The sequence below is a fragment of the Streptomyces sp. NPDC008125 genome (assembly GCF_042957125.1).
Taxonomy (GTDB): Bacteria; Actinomycetota; Actinomycetes; order Streptomycetales; family Streptomycetaceae; genus Streptomyces.
Genome location: NZ_JBIBHR010000001.1, coordinates 545,909 through 565,171 on the forward strand (window position 1 = coordinate 545,909; position 19,263 = coordinate 565,171).

General features: G+C 71.5%; 14 protein-coding genes. 3 read left to right on the top strand and 11 right to left on the bottom strand.

What is annotated here, in order from left to right; translation table 11 throughout:
- Positions 1 to 18: 18 nt before the first annotated feature.
- The 4 genes from ACFZAX_RS02255 to ACFZAX_RS02270 all read right to left on the bottom strand — a co-directional run bounded on the left by ACFZAX_RS02255 (position 19) and on the right by ACFZAX_RS02270 (position 6,799).
- Positions 19 to 1,743, bottom strand: coding sequence for an ATP-binding cassette domain-containing protein (locus ACFZAX_RS02255; protein ID WP_390958200.1), 1,725 nt, complete (start codon positions 1,741 to 1,743; stop codon positions 19 to 21).
- 216 nt (positions 1,744 to 1,959) lie between these two features.
- On the bottom strand, positions 1,960 to 2,724 hold the full coding sequence (locus ACFZAX_RS02260; protein WP_390958202.1) for an NUDIX domain-containing protein: 765 nt from the start codon (positions 2,722 to 2,724) through the stop codon (positions 1,960 to 1,962).
- A 233-nt stretch (positions 2,725 to 2,957) separates the two neighbouring features.
- Positions 2,958 to 4,316: a DUF4192 family protein gene (locus tag ACFZAX_RS02265; RefSeq protein ID WP_390958204.1), complete on the bottom strand. Its 1,359-nt coding sequence runs from the start codon at positions 4,314 to 4,316 to the stop codon at positions 2,958 to 2,960.
- 323 nt (positions 4,317 to 4,639) lie between these two features.
- Complete coding sequence (locus ACFZAX_RS02270; RefSeq protein ID WP_390958206.1) at positions 4,640 to 6,799, bottom strand: RecQ family ATP-dependent DNA helicase; 2,160 nt, start codon at positions 6,797 to 6,799, stop codon at positions 4,640 to 4,642.
- A 333-nt stretch (positions 6,800 to 7,132) separates the two neighbouring features.
- Here ACFZAX_RS02270 and ACFZAX_RS02275 point away from each other — a divergent pair, with 333 nt between their 5' ends.
- A complete protein-coding gene (locus tag ACFZAX_RS02275; RefSeq protein WP_390958208.1) occupies positions 7,133 to 7,774 on the top strand; it encodes a hypothetical protein in 642 nt (213 codons plus the stop codon).
- A 140-nt stretch (positions 7,775 to 7,914) separates the two neighbouring features.
- Here ACFZAX_RS02275 and ACFZAX_RS02280 read toward each other — a convergent pair whose 3' ends face one another.
- The 6 genes from ACFZAX_RS02280 to ACFZAX_RS02305 all read right to left on the bottom strand — a co-directional run bounded on the left by ACFZAX_RS02280 (position 7,915) and on the right by ACFZAX_RS02305 (position 14,234).
- Entirely contained in the window at positions 7,915 to 8,523 is a 609-nt protein-coding gene (locus ACFZAX_RS02280) for a hypothetical protein (protein ID WP_390958210.1), read from the bottom strand.
- Between the two features lie 60 nt (positions 8,524 to 8,583).
- Positions 8,584 to 9,294 carry a ribonuclease HII gene (locus tag ACFZAX_RS02285; RefSeq protein ID WP_390958212.1) on the bottom strand — a complete coding sequence of 237 codons (711 nt, stop codon included), beginning with the start codon at positions 9,292 to 9,294 and terminating at the stop codon, positions 8,584 to 8,586.
- 351 nt (positions 9,295 to 9,645) lie between these two features.
- Complete coding sequence (locus tag ACFZAX_RS02290; protein WP_390958407.1) at positions 9,646 to 11,352, bottom strand: DUF4153 domain-containing protein; 1,707 nt, start codon at positions 11,350 to 11,352, stop codon at positions 9,646 to 9,648.
- Positions 11,353 to 11,852: 500 nt separating this feature from the next.
- Entirely contained in the window at positions 11,853 to 12,770 is a 918-nt protein-coding gene (locus tag ACFZAX_RS02295) for an ADP-ribosylglycohydrolase family protein (RefSeq protein ID WP_390958214.1), read from the bottom strand.
- Between the two features lie 75 nt (positions 12,771 to 12,845).
- Positions 12,846 to 13,505: a histidine phosphatase family protein gene (locus ACFZAX_RS02300; protein ID WP_390958216.1), complete on the bottom strand. Its 660-nt coding sequence runs from the start codon at positions 13,503 to 13,505 to the stop codon at positions 12,846 to 12,848.
- 120 nt (positions 13,506 to 13,625) lie between these two features.
- The gene (locus tag ACFZAX_RS02305; protein WP_390958218.1) at positions 13,626 to 14,234 is read right to left on the bottom strand and encodes a DUF4937 domain-containing protein; all 609 of its coding nucleotides are present in this window, start codon (positions 14,232 to 14,234) and stop codon (positions 13,626 to 13,628) included.
- A 100-nt stretch (positions 14,235 to 14,334) separates the two neighbouring features.
- On the opposite strand from ACFZAX_RS02305, the gene ACFZAX_RS02310 reads away from it, so the two are divergent.
- Both ACFZAX_RS02310 and ACFZAX_RS02315 read left to right on the top strand, forming a co-directional pair.
- Positions 14,335 to 15,291, top strand: a complete 957-nt coding sequence (locus ACFZAX_RS02310) for a DUF1152 domain-containing protein (protein WP_390958220.1) — start codon at positions 14,335 to 14,337, stop codon at positions 15,289 to 15,291.
- A 181-nt stretch (positions 15,292 to 15,472) separates the two neighbouring features.
- Complete coding sequence (locus ACFZAX_RS02315) at positions 15,473 to 16,024, top strand: TerD family protein (RefSeq protein WP_390958222.1); 552 nt, start codon at positions 15,473 to 15,475, stop codon at positions 16,022 to 16,024.
- Positions 16,025 to 16,241: 217 nt separating this feature from the next.
- Here ACFZAX_RS02315 and ACFZAX_RS02320 read toward each other — a convergent pair whose 3' ends face one another.
- The gene (locus ACFZAX_RS02320; protein WP_390958224.1) at positions 16,242 to 19,139 is read right to left on the bottom strand and encodes a vitamin B12-dependent ribonucleotide reductase; all 2,898 of its coding nucleotides are present in this window, start codon (positions 19,137 to 19,139) and stop codon (positions 16,242 to 16,244) included.
- Between the last annotated feature and the right edge of the window lie 124 nt (positions 19,140 to 19,263).

The following is a 19,263-nucleotide window of genomic DNA, read 5'->3' on the forward strand; positions in this document are numbered from 1 at the left end:
CCGTCGACTCCCCCGTGGTCACCAACGCGCCCTGTTCCGGAGGGCGGTACCGACGTAAGCGCAGATCAGAGCTGCCAGCGAGACAAGGAGCGCCAGACCGACGGGCTGGGCCAGAATCCGACCGGCCGCCAGCAGCCACCGGTCCGGTCCCGGCGGGATGTCGAGCCAAGCCAGTTGCCGCAGGCGGGCGGGAAGGCCGGTGAGCGCGTGGGCGGCGGGCCCGGCGAACACCTTCTGCAGCAACGGCACCACGAGTACGGGGACCGCGAGCACCGCCGCCACTCCGGCCACGGACACCCGGAAGGTTCCCGCCGCGAGCAGCGCCGCCCAGGCGCAGCCGACCGAAAGACCGATCCAACTGGCGGCCAGGAGAGTCGCGTTCCCGGGCACCGCTGCCACCTCCTCTCCGTAGAAGAGGCGGAGCAGCTGGACGTCGCAGAGCACGGCGAGGAGTGCGAGAGCCGCCGCCGCCACCCCGGTGACGAGGAGTTTCGCCACCAGCAGACCCAGCCGCCTCGGCACCGTCCCCCGGCTTGCCGCGAGAGCCGGGTAGCGGAATTCGTCGCCGTAGGAGAGGGCTCCCAGCAACCCGGCCCCGAGCGCCGCCGGAGGTAGCGGCAGCAATGCCGGCCAGCCGGCGAGCAGATGCGACTGGGAGGTTCCCCCGACACGCGCCAGCAGGACGGAGGCGGCAGCCGAGGCGACCAGGACCGCCGCCACGATCAGCGCCGTTGTCCGCACCCCCAGCATGCGCCTCACCTCGTACCGCATCGGGCGCAGCGGGCCCCGCGGAGGGCGCACCGTGATGGGCGGGGGCAGTTCGGAGAGCGCCGCAGCGGAGGCGGGAGCCGGCGCGGGGGGCGCGGGAGGGCCGGCGTCGCCGAGTTCGTCGGCGAGCAGGTGTACGGGGATGCCGTGCCGGAACGCGGCGTCCCCGATCTCCGCGCAGTTGCTCCCGTACACCGAGAGGCGGGCCCCTTCCTCGGCCACGATCTCCACGGACCTGCGGGCGTCCCGGGCTTCCCGGCCGACCACCGCGGCGAGACGGGCGGCATGCGGGGACTGCACGGCGACACGGGGACGGAGCCGGGTGCGGGCGAAGTCGGCGACCTCCTGGTCTGCCACGAGCCTGCCGCCGCTGATGGTGACGACACGGTCCGCCGAGCGGATGGCCTCCTTGGGGTCGCTGGTGGTCCACAGCACGGTGCCGCCCTGGGCCGCGTGTGCCCGCATCAGTCCGTACAGCCAGCCGCTCTCACGGGAGGACAGACCATCGGTGGGATCGTCGAGCAGCAGCGTGTGCGGGTCGCCCAACAGGGCCGAGGCGAGCCCCAGTCTGCGGTCCATCCCGACGGAGAGCCCACCGATGCGCTGGTCGCCGAGCCCGGAGAGACCGACGACGTCGAGCATCTCGTCGGCACGCGACAGAGGCGCGCCCGCTGCGGCGCAGAGCATGCGCAGCTGCCCTCGCGCCGTCCGTGCCGGATGACCCGGTACGTCCCCGAGCAGCACGCCCACTTCCCGGGGCGGGTGCCCGATCCGGTGCAGGGGGCGGCCTCTGAAGTAGGTGACTCCGCGCCCGGGGTCGAGTTCCAGCATCAGGCGCAGGGCCGTCGTCTTTCCGGCGCCGGGGACACCGAGGAGCGCGGTGACACGGCCCGAGCGGGCCTCAAAAGTGAGATCGTCCACCACGGGCGGCAGGTCGCGGCGGCGGGCACTGGTCAGTCCGATGGCCTGGAGCATCGCTTCTCTCGCGGAAGGTGTGACCGCTCGGCGGCAGGGAGCGTGCGTACCTCAGCAACATAACGCGACATTTGCGACTTTTGGTGCAGCCGGAAGCTTACGAGTGTTCCGCGCTCGCGCTCTTCGGGGGGACCGCAGGGTCACCGCGCGCGAGACCGCCCGCGGGCCTCCCCGGCCGCCGGACCAGCGGCCGGGCTCGGGCCTCGGCTCCCGGTCTCACACTTCCGGCCTCAGCATGGGCGGGTTGAGCACGGTGGCGGAACCCGCACGGAACAACTGGGCGGGGCGGCCGCCCTGTCGTGTCGTCGTACCACCGGAGGGCACCAGGAATCCTGGCGTACCGGTGACCTTGCGGTGGAAATTCCTGGGATCCAGGACCACTCCCCACACGGCCTCGTAGACGCGGCGCAGTTCCCCGACCGTGAACTCCGGCGGGCAGAACGCCGTGGCGAGCGAGGAATACTCGATCTTGGACCGGGCCCGCTCCACTCCGTCCGCGAGAATGCGGGCGTGGTCGAACGCAAGCGGTGCGGACGACTCCTCGTCCCCCACCGTGTCACTGCCTGCCGCGAGCAGGTCGTCCACCGGCGCCCAACGCGCCCCGTTGGCGTCTCCTCCCGCGCGGGGAGCGGGGAGGTCGGGCGAGAGCGCCAGGTGGGCCACGCTGACGACCCGCATGCGCGGGTCACGGGACGGGGCGCCGTACGTGGCGAGTTGTTCCAGGTGGGCACCGTTTCCGGCAACCGGAGCGGCCGGGTCGTGTGCGCAGAGCCCGGTCTCCTCGACCAGTTCACGGGCGGCTGCGGCGCTCAGGTCCTCGTCCGCGCGGACGAAGCCGCCGGGCAGCGCCCAGCGGCCCTGGAAGGGGGATTCCCCGCGGCGTACGACCAGCGCGCAGAGCGCGTGGCGCCGGACTGTCAGCACGACCAGGTCGACGGTGACAGCGAAGGGCGGGAACGTCGACGGGTCGTAGGACGGCATGCGGTGATCATAGTCGTCTCCCTGACGATAAACACTCCATTCCGCCACGTCCGAGAACACGGCCGACGGGACGGCGCGGGGCCGCCCTCCGGTGCCCTCGACGCCGGCGGGTGCGGTGCGGTCTCCCCCGCGGGACCACACCGCACCTACCGGGACGGAGCCCTACGGTGCCCGAGTCGTACGGCTCCGAGTCGTACGACTTCGAGTCGTACGGAAGGGCGGGCCCGGGCGGCTCAGCCGCTGGTGCCGTCCCTGTCCCCCTGCTGCCCGCGCGGCAGCCGCTCCCTGCGCCGGGCCCGTACCGACCCCGGATTGGCCGGGGTAACGGGGCGGGTACGGCCGGGGGCCCTTCTGCTGCGGGCGGCGGCCGACGGCCCTGCCGGCGCACCGGTTCCCACCCGGCTCGCCCTGCGGGGCGCCGTCGCATCCGGCGGCATGGCGGCTGCTCCGGCGGCGGACTTTCGGGCCTCTTCTTCCTCCTCCCGAAGGCAGCGCCGCAGCTTCTCCGGGTCCACGCCCTCGTTGCACGCCTGATGGAGGAGCCGGGCGAAGGTGTAGTCGGGGTCCGCCCGCAGGGCGAGATCGAGGGCCACGCGTGCGCCGGGTTCGTCCCCGGTGGACCACGAGACCCAGGCAGCCAGCGCCAACGGGGCGGCGGAATGCTCCACGTACGGGCCCACACAGCGCCGGGCGAGGGCTCGCCAGAGACGCAGTGCCGCATGGGCCTCCGGGCCCTCCATCCATCGCGCGGCGCGGTCCCGGGTCTCCCGGTCCTGAAGCCCCAGAATCACTGCGGCGGCCTCGTCGTGGCTGATCAGGCCGTCGTCGCGGAAGTCGGCGACACCCGCGGCCGGTGGGACGGGAGTATCGCCGACCCGCTCCAGCAACCCCCTCGCCAGATCCAGGGTCTCGCTGGCCACCTGGCTGCGTCCGTCGGTGTCGAGGATGCGGGTCACCATCGCCGCGCCCACCTCGTCCAGCGCGCGGAGCTGTTCCGGCTCATGCGCGCCGGACCACGGCACGAGCCGTTGCTCCAGCTCTCGGAGCGACCCTCTGACCTGGATCCCGGCGTAGGTCGCCGCCGCGGCCATCACGGTGGTGCCCGGGAGGGCGAGCGGGTCGCCGCCCTTCGGACAGCACCGGCCGTCCGGGCAGCAGTATGACCAGTACCTGCCGTTGGAGATGCAGAGCGCCTCCAGCACGGGAACGTCGAGCGAACCGCAAGCGGTGCGCAGGAGTTGGGCGAAGGGCCGCAGCCTCTCCATGACCTGGCGGGCGGTCTCTCCCGTGACCGGGTCCTGGCACAGGAACAGGACGATCGCGTCCGGCCGGCCACCGCGACGCCCGCCTCCCGAGATCAGACACTCCGCCAACTGGTCCGCCGCCGGGCCCCATTCCTTCTCCGATCGCGGGATCCCGTGGCGCAGTCGCTCCCCGAAGCGGCCCAGGCCGCCGTGCAGTCCCACCATGACGACGCTGTCGGTCGGGTGGAACCCCAGCAGGTACGGAAGGGCGTCGGCGAGATCCGCGGGGCCACGGAGAGTGACCTGCTGGGTGTCGGAGGAACTGGTGGATTCGTGGCGCTTGTTCATGGCCTGACCGTCCCGCACCACGCCAATTTCCGCGACCCCTGTGGATAACCTTATCCACAGATACGCAGCGTCACTGGCGGGTTGTCAGTGCCCGGGGGTCTCATGGGGCCATGACCACGCACAAGCACGTAAACGCGCTCGGCACTCGAAGCGGCGCCGCGCTCTTCGTACTCACCCACCATGTGAGCCGCCGTCGGCTCGGCCGCCTCTCCACCCTCCAGTCACCCGATCGTCCTCCTGGCCGGCCTCTTCCACACCGGCGCGGGGTCCAGCCGGGCTGTTCGGCACCGGAGACGAAGCGTACGGAGCGGCCGGCCGGAGACTCAGCCCGCGGTGGCCAGCACCAGTGGAAGGACCTCTTCGGCGCCTGCCCTGCGCAGCAGGCGTGCGGCGACCGCGAGGGTCCAGCCGGAGTCGGTGGAGTCGTCCACGAGCAGGACGGGCCCGGGCGACGCGACCAGAGCGGCAGCCAGTTGGGCGGAGACGGTGAAGGCACCGGAAAGCGCTCTGACGCGCTGCGCGGAGTTGCTGCGGCGCGCGGTGTGCGCCCCTTCCGGACCGGTGTGCGTCAGCGTGCCGAGGAAGGGCATGCGACCGACGGCCGCGATCCCCTGGGCGAGGGAGCCGACCAGCTGTGGGCGCGAGAGCGACGGGACCGCGACGACCCCCACCGGCCGGGCGGAGGCGTCCGGGGTATTGGTCGCCCAACCCCCCGAGGAGCGGGCCCAGTCGGCGAGGACGTCCACGGCCGCCCGCAGTACGTCGTCGGGGACGGGTGCGTCCGGAGCGTTCTCGGCCAGCAGCGGACGCAGCCGGTTACCCCAGCCGATGTCCGAGAGCCGGCCCAGGGCCCGCCCGCCGGAGCATTGCTCCTTGGCCGGGATACGCCCCTTCAGCTCGATGCCCAGGACGGGCAGCCCGGTCGGCCACATCCGCCGCGGCTCGATCTCCACTCCCGGCCGGTCCAGCTCCTTCGCCGCGCCAGTGAGCGTCTCAGCCGATACGGAGGAGTCGGCCCAGGCTCCCGCACAGTTGTCGCAGCGGCCGCACGGAGCCGCGCCCTCGTCGTCCAGCTGTCGGCGCAGAAACTCCATACGGCAGCCGGACGTGCTCACGTAGTCGCGCATGGCCTGCTGCTCGGCCGCCCGCTGCCGCGCCACCCAGGCGTAGCGCTCGGCGTCGTACACCCACGGAGCGCCGGTGGCCGTCCAGCCGCCCTTCACCCGCTTCACCGCGCCGTCGACGTCGAGGACCTTCAGCATCGTCTCCAGCCGGCTGCGCCGGAGCTCGACCGATGCCTCCAGCGCGGGGACCGACAGCGGTCGCCCCGCGCCCTCCAGTGCCGCGAGGGTCTGGCGGACCTGGGTCTCCGGCGGGAAGGCCGTGTCGGCGAAGTAGCGCCAGATGGCCTCGTCCTCCTTGCCCGGCAGCAGCAGTACGTCGGCGTGGGCCACACCTCGGCCGGCTCGTCCCACCTGCTGGTAGTAGGCGATGGGCGACGACGGCGAGCCGAGGTGGACGACGAAGCCCAGGTCGGGCTTGTCGAAGCCCATGCCGAGGGCCGAAGTGGCGACGAGCGCCTTGACCCGGTTGTCCTGGAGGTCGGTCTCCGCCTGGAGCCGGTCCGCGTTCTCGGTGCGCCCCGTGTAGGAGGCGACCGCGAAGCCCCGCTGCCGCAGGAAGGCGGTGGCTTCCTCGGCGGCGGCGACGGTGAGGGCGTAGATGATCCCGGAACCGGGCAGCTCCTCCAGGTGCTCGGCCAGCCAGCCCAGGCGGTGCGCGGCGTCCGGCAGCCGTACGACTCCGAGCCGCAGGCTTTCCCGTTCCAGCGGCCCGCGCAGCACGAGCGCCTCACCGGCGCCCGTACCGAGCTGGTCGGCGACGTCCGCGGTGACGCGTGCGTTGGCGGTAGCGGTGGTGGCCAGGACCGGTACCCCGGGTGCGAGCTCGGCGAGCATCGCCCGCAGCCGGCGGTAGTCCGGCCGGAAGTCATGGCCCCAGTCGGAGATGCAGTGCGCCTCGTCGACCACCAGCAGACCGGTCGTGGCGGCGAGCCGGGGCAGTACCTGGTCCCGGAAGTCGACGGAGTTGAGACGCTCCGGGCTGACGAGAAGGACGTCCGTCTCGCCGCGCTCGACCTCTCCGTAGATGGTCTCCCACTCTTCCGGGTTGGCCGAGTTGATGGTGCGCGCCTGAATTCCGGCCCGCGCCGCCGAGTCGACCTGATTGCGCATCAGGGCGAGGAGCGGCGAGACGATCACCGTGGGGCCGGCCCCACGTCGGCGCAGCAGGGCGGTGGCGACGAAGTACACCGCCGACTTGCCCCACCCGGTGCGCTGCACCACCAGGGCCCGGCGGCGGTCTTCCACCAGAGCCGCCACCGCCTGCCACTGGTCCTCCCGCAGCCGCGCCGAGCCGCCCGGGTCACCGACCAGTTCGGCGAGGATGGCGTCTGCTTCGGTGCGGAGATCCAGGGTGTCCATGCCCCCCATGCAACCCGATGCCCAGGCACCACGGCCACCTCACGCAGGGTGACGTACACCGGTACGGAAGGCTCCCGTGCCGGATGTCGTTGGGGGGTGTTCTTTCTGCGCCTCGCCGTTCGACGGAGGCGGAAGGCATCGCGGGACCCCTTGGCGGGCAGGGATATCCAGGTCTTTACGGCAGATATCCGTCAGGTGTTCCAATTGCTCGTTGCCGCCCGCCGATACGCCAGGAAGAATTGGAGTCGCCTCCCGCACGGTCATTTCACGGCCCGTATGGGCGTGCCCTCTGTCATCCTGCCCGCACCGTGGGCGCGTAACGAAGGGAGAACCGTGACCTTCGGATTCGCACCGTCCGCAGACACCTCACCATGGGCGGCGTCCTCGGTGCCGGCCGGCTCCACCAGTCGTCTCGCCCGGTTGCTGGAGCCCACCGAGTGGGCATCGGCGGGGATACCCCTGCTGCGAAACCCCCGTGAGGTGGTGAGCGGGCTCCACGCCCGCCACCGTCCCACTCCGGCCACCGCCGTCGTGGCCGTCCTCGACCACGAGGAGCGGCTGAACGCCAGCGCCTCGTTCGTCAGGCGTGGCTCCGCTGCCGCGGACGGCTGGGAATTCCGCAACGCGCTCCTCTCCCACCTGCGCCGGGTCATCCCGCACGACCTGCGTCGCCGCACCCCGGCCCGCACGGCGGTCCTGCTCTACTGCCGCGAGGGCGACGAGCGCTGGACGGAGGAGGACGGCGCGTGGATGTGGGGGCTGCGGGACGCCTGCACCCTGCACGGGCTGCGCTGCGGGGCGTACATCACGCTGACCCGCGGTGGCTGGCAGGTGCTGGGCGAAGGAAGGGGAGGCAGGCAGCCGAGCTCCTTGTCCACGCCCGCCTCGCTCGCGGAGGCGTTCGCCCCCGCTCCGTCTCCGCTCCGCACGGGCGGCCGGGCGACCGAGGCGATGCTGCGCACCGCTGCCCGCTGAACCCGGGGGCGGAGAAGCCCCGGAGACCGTCGGAGCCGGCGGGCGGAAAAGCCCCGCGGACCGCGGAGCCCGGCGGCCCGGAATCCAGCCGCCCCGTGCGGGACGGCCGGCCCGGACCTCCCGGGCAGCTTCCGGTCGGATCAGACGCTCGCGCCGAGGGCGGAGTTGATCGCCTTCGGATCGCCGCACACGATCAGCAGCGCGTCGGCCCGCTCCCGCGCGAGGGACAGCCGCTGGGCCGCGTCGCCGGCCAGGGCGCCGTTGACAGCGACGACCACGACCGGACGCCCGGCCGCCCGGCCGATCGCCGACAGGTCCGCGAAGAACACGTCGTCGCGGGCGTCGTGCTGCGCCCAGTAGGAAGCCTCACCGAAGGAGAGTTCGTGCGTCGCCCACGGGTGCTGCTCACCCGTGGTGAGCACGAGGACGTCGCCCGGCGCACGGCCGTTGTCGAGCAGCAGGTCGACGGCCTCCTCGGCGGCGTCGAGCGCGCCGGCGACAGGGGCCGGGATCACCTGCAGCTGCGGCACGGAACGATTCTCCGTACGTGCGGACGGGCCCGGTACGGGGTGGGGGCGCTGCACCGGGGGTGCAGGCCGTGCGGGTCCCGGGTGTCCGGGACGCGGTGTGGCCGCGGAACGCGGACCAGGAACGGGACGGGGGGTCGACGCGGTGCGGCCGGCGGCCGGAATCACGCGGGGACCCTGAGCGCTCTCGTGAATCTGAGGCTCCTCGGGGGTGAGAGGCATGGATGGTTGTCTGTCAAATGCCGATACGCCTGGTGTCGGCGGGTGGGGGCGCAAGCGCGATCAGAAGTCGAAGCCGAGCTGGCCCCCGCTTTCGAGTGCTGCCGCCTCGGCGGAGAAGCGGACCTTCTTCAGGTGCTGCCACCGCGGCAGCGCGTCGAGGTAGGACCAGGACATGCGGTGGTGGGGGGTGGGCCCCAGCTCCTCCAGCGCCGCCCGGTGCGTCGGCGAGGGGTATCCCGCGTTGGCCCCGAAGGCGAAGTCCTCGAACTCTCCGGTGTCCGCACCGAGTTCCGCCATCATCGTGTCGCGGTGCACCTTGGCGATGACCGAAGCGGCGGCGACCGCGACGCAGGACTGGTCCCCCTTGATGACGGTACGTACTCGCCACGGGCTTCCGAGGTAGTCGTGTTTGCCGTCGAGGATCACCGCGTCGGGGCGTACCGGCAGCTCGTCCAGGGCACGGACGGCGGCGAGACGCAGCGCGGCCGTCATCCCGAGGTCGTCGATCTCCTCGGGGGAGGCGTGGCCGAGGCCGTAGGCGGTGACCCAGTCACGCAGGACGGGCGCCAGCTCGGCGCGGCGCCGGGGCGTGATCAGCTTGGAGTCGGTGAGCCCCTCGGGGGGCCTGCGCAGACCGGTGACCGCCGCACAGACGGTGACGGGACCTGCCCACGCTCCGCGTCCGACTTCGTCGACACCGGCGACGGTCCGGGCACCGGTGGTGGCACGGAGCGAGCGCTCGACGGTGTGCGTGGGTGGTTCGTACGGCATGGCGCCAGACAGCGTACGCCGATGGCGGCGGTGGCGACACCCCGGGGGACCGGGTATTGCGTGAACTGCCCGGCAGGCACGGTGTCCAACGCCCGTCACGGGCATCCGGTCGGAACGCCTGGATGGTCCTTCCGACCCGCCCTGCCGCCCGACCCGCCCGGCCCCAGCCGCCCAGCCGCCCAGCCGCCCACGACAACTGCCCCGTGGCCGCACCGCCGGCGACAGCGGCCGACAGTGGGGCCGGCGGTGCGGCCGGGGTGCGGCCGGGGTGCGGCCGACGGCCGATTCCGGAAGGCAGTCGGCGGGCGCACCCGGCGCCCTCGCGTCGGATACCGGTGGGGGCCGCTCCCGTCAGTACGGGTCGTACGGATCGGAGCGGCCGGGATCGGCGGGGTCGGCGGGGTCGCGTCCGATGCGGTCGTCGGTGTCGTTCAGCTCGTAGCACGGGGATCCGACCGGGGCGACGGGGTGCTCGGCGAGGAGGTCCCGCGCCGTTGCCTCGCTCCAGCTCGTGGCGTACCACGGTGCGTCCGAACGCCGGAGCGTGCTCTGGATCTCCCGGAGCGCGCAGGCACGCATGTTCGGGTCGGGAATCCTGTCCAGGGCGGGCACCGCGTCGGCCGACAGATTCTGGAGGTAGGTGATGTCGATCGCCTTGCCCTCGCGATAGCGCTGGACATTCTGTTCGGCGATCAGCCGGTCGGGGGAGATCAGCCCGAAGGCCAGTACGCCGATGGCGGCGCTGACCGCGACTGCCCTGGGGAGATGCCGGGCGCCGAAGACGCCGGCCGCGATGATCAGCACCAGCACGACGCCGAGCCAGAGTTCGACCGCCGCCACCGAGATGCGCAGCCGGGTGAGGCCGAACGCGTCGACGTACAGGTCCATGCGTCGCAGCGCGGAGGCCACGACGACGAGGGTGAGCACACAGAGGGTACCGAGCACCCCCTTGACGAGAAGGCGGTCCTTCGCCCCGCCGCGCGGGGCGAGCCGCAGGGCCAGGGCGATGACCACCAGGGTCAGCAGGGTCGCCCACAGCAGCTGCCAGAAGCCCTCACGGGCGTACTCCGCGGGCTTCGGACCGGTCTCTTCCAGAACCTTGTCGTAGCCGCCGAGCAGCACGACGAGCTGGAGCGCGATGAACGCGGCGAACAACACGTCGAGCACGATGAGCGGAAGCGCCCACTCCACTCGCCCCCGCGCCCGGCCCGGCCGGACGGTGATCCCGTCCCAGCGCGTGGGTGCGGCGGCCGTGTGCGCGGCGGCGAGTGCGCCGACCAGGCCCAGCGCGAGGAGGAGGACCCGCACGGGCCCGTCGCCCACCGAGACGTCCGGCAGGACATCGCCGAGCAGGTCCGCGAAGGCCGCGTCGGCACTCGCGAAAAGGGTCCCGAACACCAGCAGCAGCACCGCGGCGACGGCGGCCGTCCGGAGCACGGTTCCCCAGTGCGCCCGCGAACCGGTGGCCCGCGCACGGACACCGCGCAGACCCCACCCGACGCCCGGGACCACCCTGTCCAGCATCCCCAGTGAGCCCGCGAGCACGCCGAGCCAGCTCCGGCTGCCGTGGAGGGCGAGGGAGCCCAGGGCGACCGCGGACACCACGGCGAGGAAGGTGGGCCAGCCCGCGTCGGACAGCGCCGGGACCACCAGCAGCGCCGGCCCCCCGACCGCCCAGGTCAGCGTCCAGGCGCGCGCCTTGCGCCCGGCCCTGCGCGCCTCCAGCCAGGCTCCCGCCGCGGCAGGCAGCGCCACGAGGAGGAGGTTGATCCCGAGACCCTCGCCGAGCAGCAGCGCACTGAGGATGCCGGTGGCGAGGACCGCCCACAGGGCCGCGCTCCCGATGGGCGGCGGAGCGTCAGGGCGGACCCGGGCGAACACCCCCGGTTGCGCGGGCCGCGGCTGCCAGGGGGTGGCAGGCGGCGCCGAGGACGCCCGGGGCGGGGCCGGGAACGGCTGGAGGGGAGCCGGGGACGCCTGGACCGGATTCGATGCCGGGGACGCCGCACGCGGATGCGCGCTGCCGCCGGACTGCTTCCCGGCCACCGGGGCGGCCATCGGGGACACGGGCGCCCCGGTGACCGCCCCACCGGAGCCGGAGCCCCCGCCGCTCCCGGCACCCTCGGCACCCTCGGCACCCTCGGCACCCACGGGGCCTTCGGCACCCCCGGCACCCCCGGATCCGCCGCCCTCGGGCCCTCCCGATCCAGCAGTCCCACCCGGCGGCGACGACGCGTCCTGCGGGCCCGGTATCCCGGGCGGCTGGTCGGACGTGGTCATGGGACCCCTCCCCCACGCGGGCCCGCCGTACGGCCGAGCGTCGGCGCGTCACCCGCTGTCTCGTTCCTCGCGCGCCGGTGCAGAACACCGGGCGGCGCGTGGCCGAAAGAGTAGCCGCGCGGGGGCCGCGCGCACCGGCCCCCGAGCCCCTGTGGCAGGACCGTGACAGGCGGGGCGGCGTGGTCACGCTCCGCACCTGAACGCTTCCCTCGGGCTCCCGGGGTGCACTCGGCGACGCCCGATGCGTACGGGCGCGCCCAGCCCGGTCGTTGCGGCTGTCAGCTGCGGGGCTCGGCAGGCACCCAGGAGGGCGTTTCCTCGGTCTGCGCCAGCCACCCGGCCGGCGGGGCGCCGGCCTCGCCCGCCGCGACGATTCCGCCGACGATGGCGCAGGTGGTGTCGACGTCACCGCCTGCCTGGGCCGTCACCCAGAACGCCTCCTCGTACGAGCCGAGGCAGCGGGCCGCCGACCAGAGGGCGAAGGGGACGGTGTCCTGGGCGCTGGTGCGGCGGCCGTTGCCGAGAACCGCGGCAACCGTCGTGGGGTCCTCGTAGTCGAGCATGTCCTTCGCCCGCCGCAGCCCGGCCACCACCGCGCTGCGCGGCAGCAGGGCGATCACCGTGTCGAGCAGCTCCTCCGGCGGGGGCGGTCCTCCGGGGGCGGCGGCGAGCGCCGCCGCGGCGGCCACGGCCATCGCTCCGGTGACGGCCTCACGGTGCTGGTGGGTGGTGTAGGAGGAGATCTCGGCCTGGTGGGTGGCCTGCTCGGGATCGTCGGCGTACCAGGCACCGAGCGGGGCGATGCGCATGGCGGAACCGTTGCCCCAGGACCCCTGGCCCTGGAACAGCCCGGCGGCGAGTTCCTGCCAGTCGCCGCCTTCGCGCACGAGCCGGAGCATCCGGTTCACCGCTGGGCCGTAACCGCGGTCGAAGTCGTGGCGCTCGGCGAAGGAGTGGGCGAGCGCGTCCTGGTCGATGCGACCGTACTCGGCGAGCACCGCCACCACCGAGCAGGCCATCTCGGTGTCGTCGGTCCACTGCCAGGGCCCGGACGGCACCGTGCGGCTGCGCAGCAGCGGGTAGTTCACGGGGACGAAGAACTGGGAGCCCAGGGCGTCTCCGACGGACAGTCCGCGGAGGCTGGCGAGAGTGCGTTCGTAACGACGTTCGAATGTTTCGGAGGAGTAGGAGATCATCTTCCTTCCACTCTAATCACTAGTTTCATGACGGCCCTGGAGTTTTACGACGGCCGGGGGAGACGCTCTGCCGCTCTATCCAGTGATGCCGTACGGCTCCGGGGTCCGCCAGCGCGCGAACGGGCGGTCGAGGGTATAGCGGTTGTCGGGCCCGAGCAGCAGCATGCGGGTCTCGCCGTTGCCCGGGTTGGACAGCGACTCGAATTCGGCGACCGACCAGTGCAGCCAGCGCATGCAGAACAGTCTCATCGTGAGCCCGTGCGTCACGAGCAGCACGTTCGGCGGGTGGTCGGGGTCCTGGAAACTCCGGTGCAGGCTCTCCAGGAAGGCGCCGACCCGGTCGTAGACGTCAGCTCCGGACTCACCCTGCGCGAAGCGGTAGAAGAAGTGCCCATAGGCGTCCCGGTACGCCTTCTGGAGCCGCACGTCGTCCCGGTCCTGCCAGTTTCCCCAGTCCTGCTCGCGCAGCCGGGGCTCCTCGCGCACCCGCACCCGGGTCAGGTCGAGCCCGAGCGCGCGGAAGGTCTCGTGGGTGCGGCGATAGGGGGAGACGTACACGCTCACCCGCTCGTCGCCGAACAACTCACGCAGCCGGAAACCCGTCGCCTCCGCCTGCTGGAGTCCGGTGTGCGTCAGCCGCAGGGCATGGTCGGGCTCGCGCTCGTACACCGTGTCGTCCACATTGCCCTCGGACTCTCCGTGCCGTACGAGGACGATGCGCTGCGGTCGTGCCATGGAACGACCCTAAGGGCTACGAACGAATACGCCTCGCTCGAACGGTGGCGCGGACCCCGGGCGCCCGGCCGGGTCAGGCCCGGGTCAGGCCGGACCGGACCGCATGACGCCATGACTCGGTCAGGCGACCGTCCAGGACGGCTCCAGCTGGACGACGTCCCCGCTCAGCGCCAGTACGTCCGTCTCGGTCTCCGCGCGCTCCGACAGCCGCTCGGCGCTCTTGACCCGGTACTTACCGCGCTCCGCACTCGACTGCCACATGGACAGCACCAGGAACTCGTGGCCCGGCGCCTCGCCGAAGACTCCTCGCAGCATGCCCGGAGATCCCGCCATGGCCGGATTCCAGACCCGCTGCTGCATGAGCGCGAAGTGCTCGACCCTGTCCTCGCGGACCCTGCTGTGGGCCACCCGGACGACATCGGCGTCGGTGAATTCCGGTTCAAAGCCCGTCTTCACGTCGAAGCGGTACTCGAACAGCTTGACCTGCGCCTCGCCGTACGCACCCGGTCGCCCGGCGGTCGCGCCGTCGCCCGTCCGCGCCATGTAGGAGTCGTAGAAGACCCGGTTCTCCCAGAACGCGAAGACGTGCGCGACGTCCGGACGTCCCCGGCTCCACCCGCCGCCCTGCCCTCGGAACCCCGGCTCATCGAGCAGCCCCGCCCCCTGTCGTTGCCCCTGTTCGAACCCATGACGGTCCACCACGGCGCAACGCATCCACTTGACCAGCACCGCGCCATCGTACGGCTCCGGGCGTGGCGCGCGTCACTCTCCCGTGGAGATCGTCCGAACTCAGTCCCCGACCGGGTGCGCGATACACAGAATGATCACCATGACCGGACTACACGCCCATCCCCTGTTCTCCCGGCTGGAATCCGCCCGGCACATACTCGTCGCCGGAGCCGGCGGCGGCTTCGACATCTACGCCGGCCTGCCGATCGCCCTGTCACTCCTGCACCGGGGGAAGGACGTCACGCTGGCCAATCTCAGTTTCAGCCCGATCGAGAGCCTCCCCCTGGACGACTGGCTCGCGCCGGACGTCGCGGCAGTCACCCCCGACAGCTCCCCCTACCAGACGTACTTCCCCGAACGCACCCTCGCCCGGTGGCTGGCACTGAACGGGTACCCCAGCACCGTCCACGCCCTCGCGCGCGTGGGTGTCCAGCCGCTGCGCGAGGCGTACCGGGCACTGATCGAGCGGTACGGCATCGACGCGGTCGTCCTCGTCGACGGCGGTACGGACATCCTCATGCGGGGCGACGAGTCCGGTCTCGGCACCCCGGAGGAGGACCTCGCCTCCGTTGCCGCGCTCGCCGGGATCGACATGCCGGAGCGGCTCATCGTCTCCGTCGGTTTCGGGGTGGACGCGTACCACGGGGTCAGCCACGGGCTCGTGCTGGAGAACATCGCCGCCCTGGAACGGGACGGCGCCTACCTCGGCGCGTTCTCCCTGTCCCGTTCGACGCGCGAGGGCGCGCTCTATCTCGACGCGGTCGCGCACGCGCAGGAGAGCACCCCGGACCACCCCAGCATCGTCAACGGGTCAATCGCCGCGGCGGTCCGTGGCTCGTTCGGGGACGTACGGTTCACCTCGCGCACCCGGGGCAGTGAACTGTTCATCAACCCCCTGATGTCGCTCTGCTTCGCCTTCGAGCTCGAAGGCGTGGCCCGTAACTGCCTCTATCTCGACCGCATCGAGGACACCCATCTCCTGCGCCAGGTCAGCAGCAGGATCGAGCTGTTCCGCGAGGAGATCGTCCAGCGCGCACCCCGCCGCATCCCGCACTGAGAAGCACCGAGAGCACCGACCCCTGAGCATCCGAGGCCGCCACCACCTGTTCACGCCACTTCGGGCCGGACCTGGCCCGATCCGGCCTCCCGGCGCCAACGCGGTTGGATCCGGCCAGAGTTATAGCCATCATCAGGTGATAGGACCGGATCGATGGCGCAGCGGCATGAAGGGAAGTCCGATGAGCACCCCCAACAGCACTCCCAACAAGGACATCGAGAAGGTCGAAGTACGGATCAAGTGGGACCCCAGCGAGCTCGGTGAACCGCCCAACGACCTGGACATCATCGCGGGCACGTACGTCGCCGACGCCCCGTTCGGGGACCCCGACTACCTCGTGCACTTCGACAGCCGTTCCCCCGACGGCACCATCACCCTCAACCGGGACAGCAGGAACGGCCAGGGGTTCGGGTTCGACGAGGTGATGACCCTCGAACTCGACCGGCTCGCGGAGCGGTACGTACGGGTCGTCGTCGGCGTGGCGATCCAGCAGCGCGACGGCCGCAAGACGTTCGGAACGGTGGCGCACACCGGCGTGCAGATCCGCGAGGGCTACACCGAGCTGGCCGAGGACGACTTCTCGAGCGTCTCCTCGGCGACCGCGGCGGTCGTGGCCGAGTTCACCCGGGACGGCGCGGGCCTCTGGACCTTCCACTCCGTGCTCCGGGGCTTCGACGGTGACCCGGGCACCTTCGCCGCCGAGATGGGCAAGGACGCGGGGCCCTCGGCGTGAAGACCCGGAGAGCCACGAGCGTCCCGAAGGCCCGGTAGAACCAGCAGGTCCGGACGGACAGCAGGATCCACGCCCGGAACGCTCAGGGGTGTCCCGAGCTCCCTGAGTCCGACGGAAACGCGCCGAGGGCGGTGGTCCCGGTCTTCCGGGTCCACCGCCCTCGGCGGGTCATCCAGCTGTCACCCGTGCGCGCGAGAGCGCGTGCGAGCGGCTGGGATCAGCTGCAACCGCTGGTCGAGCCGCAGCCCTCGCAGATGTAGCAGGAGCCGGCGCGCTGCATCTTCGTCCCGCAGGAGAAGCAGAGCGGGGCGTCGGCGCTGATGCCGAGCTGCATCTCGACCAGTTCGGCCGAGGTGTGCGCGGTCCGCGGCGCCGGCTTCTCGGCTGCCTCCACCGGGGCGGCGACGGCCTTCAGCGGCTCCACGTGCAGCGGGGCGGACTGGGCCAGCGACTCGGTGTGCAGGTCCTCGTCCTCCTCCGCCGGCTCGTAGGAACCGGTGTCGAGGTGGCGCTGACGCTCCTCGGCGGAGTGGATGCCGAGCGCCGAGCGGGTCTCGAAGGGCAGGAAGTCGAGCGCCAGGCGACGGAAGATGTAGTCGACGATCGACTGCGCCATCCGCACGTCCGGGTCGTCCGTCATGCCGGCCGGCTCGAAGCGCATGTTGGTGAACTTCGAGACGTACGTCTCCAGCGGGACGCCGTACTGCAGGCCGACCGAGACGGCGATGGAGAAGGCGTCCATCATGCCCGCGAGGGTGGAGCCCTGCTTCGACATCTTCAGGAAGACCTCGCCGAGACCGTCGTCCGGGTAGGAGTTGGCGGTCATGTAACCCTCGGCGCCACCCACCGTGAAGGAGGTGGTGATGCCCGGACGGCCCTTGGGGAGACGCTTGCGGACCGGACGGTACTCGACGACCTTCTCGACCGCGGTGCGGATGGTCTCCTCGGCCTTGGCGGTGACCGCCTCCTTCTCCTTCTCCTTGGTCTTGGCGGAGAGGGGCTGGCCGACCTTGCAGTTGTCGCGGTAGATGGCGAGCGCCTTGACGCCCATCTTCCACGCCTCGAAGTAGACCTCTTCGACGTCCTCGACCGTGGCCGTCTCCGGCAGGTTCACGGTCTTGGAGAGCGCGCCGGAGATCCACGGCTGGATGGCCGCCATCATCCGGACGTGGCCCATGGCCGAGATGGAACGCTCACCCATGGCGCAGTCGAAGACCTCGTAGTGCTCGGTCTTCAGGGCCGGGGCGTCGATGACGTTCCCGTTCTCCGCGATGTGGGCGACGATCGCCTCGATCTGCTCCGGCTGGTAGCCGAGACGGCGCAGCGCCTGCGGCACGGTGCCGTTGACGATCTGCATCGAGCCGCCGCCGACCAGCTTCTTGAACTTGACCAGAGCGAGGTCGGGCTCCAGGCCGGTGGTGTCGCAGGACATCGCCAGACCGATGGTGCCGGTCGGGGCGATGACGGACGCCTGGGCGTTGCGGAATCCGTTCTTCGCGCCGAGGCGGATCACGTCCTGCCAGGCCTCCGTGGCGGCGGCCCAGATCGGCGAGTCCAGGTCGTCCACGTGGACGGCCTTGGTGTTGGCGTCGGCGTGCTGCTGCATGACGCGCTGGTGGGGCTCGGCGTTGCGGGCGTAGCCGTCGTACGGGCCGACGACCGCGGCGAGCTCGGCGGAGCGGCGGTAGGAGGTACCGGTCATCAGCGAGGTGATGGCACCGGCGAGCGCGCGGCCGCCGTCGCTGTCGTACGCGTGGCCGGTCGCCATCAGCAGGGCGCCGAGGTTGGCGTAGCCGATGCCGAGCTGGCGGAAGGCGCGGGTGTTCTCGCCGATCTTCTCCGTCGGGAAGTCCGCGAAGCAGATCGAGATGTCCATCGCGGTGATGACCAGCTCGACGACCTTGGCGAAGCGCTCGGACTCGAAGGACTGGTTGCCCTCGCCGTCGTCCTTGAGGAACTTCATGAGGTTCAGCGAGGCGAGGTTGCACGAGGTGTTGTCCAGGTGCATGTACTCGCTGCACGGGTTCGAGCCGTTGATGCGGCCGGACTCCGGGCAGGTGTGCCAGGCGTTGATGGTGTCGTCGTACTGGATGCCCGGGTCGGCGCAGGCCCAGGCCGCCTCGGCCATCTTGCGGAAGAGGGACTTCGCCTCCACCTCTTCGATGACCTCGCCGGTCATGCGGGCACGAAGACCGAACGTGCCGCCGGACTCCACGGCCTTCATGAACTCGTCGTTCACGCGGACGGAGTTGTTGGCGTTCTGGTACTGGACGGACGTGATGTCGTCGCCGCCCAGGTCCATGTCGAAGCCCGCGTCGCGCAGGGCGCGGATCTTCTCCTCCTCCTTCACCTTGGTCTCGATGAAGTTCTCGATGTCGGGGTGGTCGACGTCGAGGATGACCATCTTGGCCGCGCGGCGGGTGGCGCCACCGGACTTGATGGTTCCGGCGGAGGCGTCGGCACCGCGCATGAAGGAGACCGGGCCGGAGGCGTTGCCGCCGGAGGAGAGGAGCTCCTTGGAGGAACGGATGCGGGACAGGTTCAGGCCTGCGCCGGAACCGCCCTTGAAGATCATTCCCTCTTCCTTGTACCAGTCGAGGATCGACTCCATGGAGTCGTCGACGGACAGGATGAAGCAGGCGGAGACCTGCTGGGGCTGGGGGGTGCCGACGTTGAACCAGACCGGGGAGTTGAAGCTGAAGATCTGGTGCAGGAGGGCGTACGCCAGCTCGTGCTCGAAGATCTCCGCGTCCTCGGGAGTGGAGAAGTAGCCGTGCTCCTCGCCGGCCTTGCGGTACGTCGTCACGATCCGGTCGATCAGCTGACGCAGACCGGTCTCGCGCTGCGGCGTACCGACAGCTCCGCGGAAGTACTTGCTGGTGACGATGTTGACCGCGTTCACCGACCAGAAGTCGGGGAACTCGACGCCACGCTGCTCGAAGTTGATCGAGCCGTCGCGCCAGTTGGTCATGACGACGTCACGGGACTCCCACGCCACCTCGTCGTACGGATGCACGCCGGGGGTGGTGTGGATGCGTTCGATACGCAGACCCTTGCTCGGCTTGGCTCCCTTGGTGCGGGAACTCCGTGCCGGGCCGCTCGCCGTCTCTGTCATGCCGCCTCCCATATGTGGGCAAAAACGCCCTGAAGTGCCCAGTTCTTCCCGGGGCACGGTGCTGTGTCTGGTGCTCCGGACGCCACCCTCGGCGCCGGAAGCAGGTCTGTGGACCACCCTGTCG

Bases quoted from the DNA above. Each gene is read 5' to 3' on its own strand.
- ACFZAX_RS02255 (WP_390958200.1), bottom strand. From the start codon at position 1,743: ATGCTCCAGGCCATCGGACTGACCAGTGCCCGCCGCCGCGACCTGCCG.
- ACFZAX_RS02260 (WP_390958202.1), bottom strand. From the start codon at position 2,724: ATGCCGTCCTACGACCCGTCGACGTTCCCGCCCTTCGCTGTCACCGTC.
- ACFZAX_RS02265 (WP_390958204.1), bottom strand. From the start codon at position 4,316: ATGAACAAGCGCCACGAATCCACCAGTTCCTCCGACACCCAGCAGGTC.
- ACFZAX_RS02270 (WP_390958206.1), bottom strand. From the start codon at position 6,799: ATGGACACCCTGGATCTCCGCACCGAAGCAGACGCCATCCTCGCCGAA.
- ACFZAX_RS02280 (WP_390958210.1), bottom strand. From the start codon at position 8,523: ATGCCTCTCACCCCCGAGGAGCCTCAGATTCACGAGAGCGCTCAGGGT.
- ACFZAX_RS02285 (WP_390958212.1), bottom strand. From the start codon at position 9,294: ATGCCGTACGAACCACCCACGCACACCGTCGAGCGCTCGCTCCGTGCC.
- ACFZAX_RS02290 (WP_390958407.1), bottom strand. From the start codon at position 11,352: ATGGCCGCCCCGGTGGCCGGGAAGCAGTCCGGCGGCAGCGCGCATCCG.
- ACFZAX_RS02295 (WP_390958214.1), bottom strand. From the start codon at position 12,770: ATGATCTCCTACTCCTCCGAAACATTCGAACGTCGTTACGAACGCACT.
- ACFZAX_RS02300 (WP_390958216.1), bottom strand. From the start codon at position 13,505: ATGGCACGACCGCAGCGCATCGTCCTCGTACGGCACGGAGAGTCCGAG.
- ACFZAX_RS02310 (WP_390958220.1), top strand. From the start codon at position 14,335: ATGACCGGACTACACGCCCATCCCCTGTTCTCCCGGCTGGAATCCGCC.
- ACFZAX_RS02315 (WP_390958222.1), top strand. From the start codon at position 15,473: ATGAGCACCCCCAACAGCACTCCCAACAAGGACATCGAGAAGGTCGAA.
- ACFZAX_RS02320 (WP_390958224.1), bottom strand. From the start codon at position 19,139: ATGACAGAGACGGCGAGCGGCCCGGCACGGAGTTCCCGCACCAAGGGA.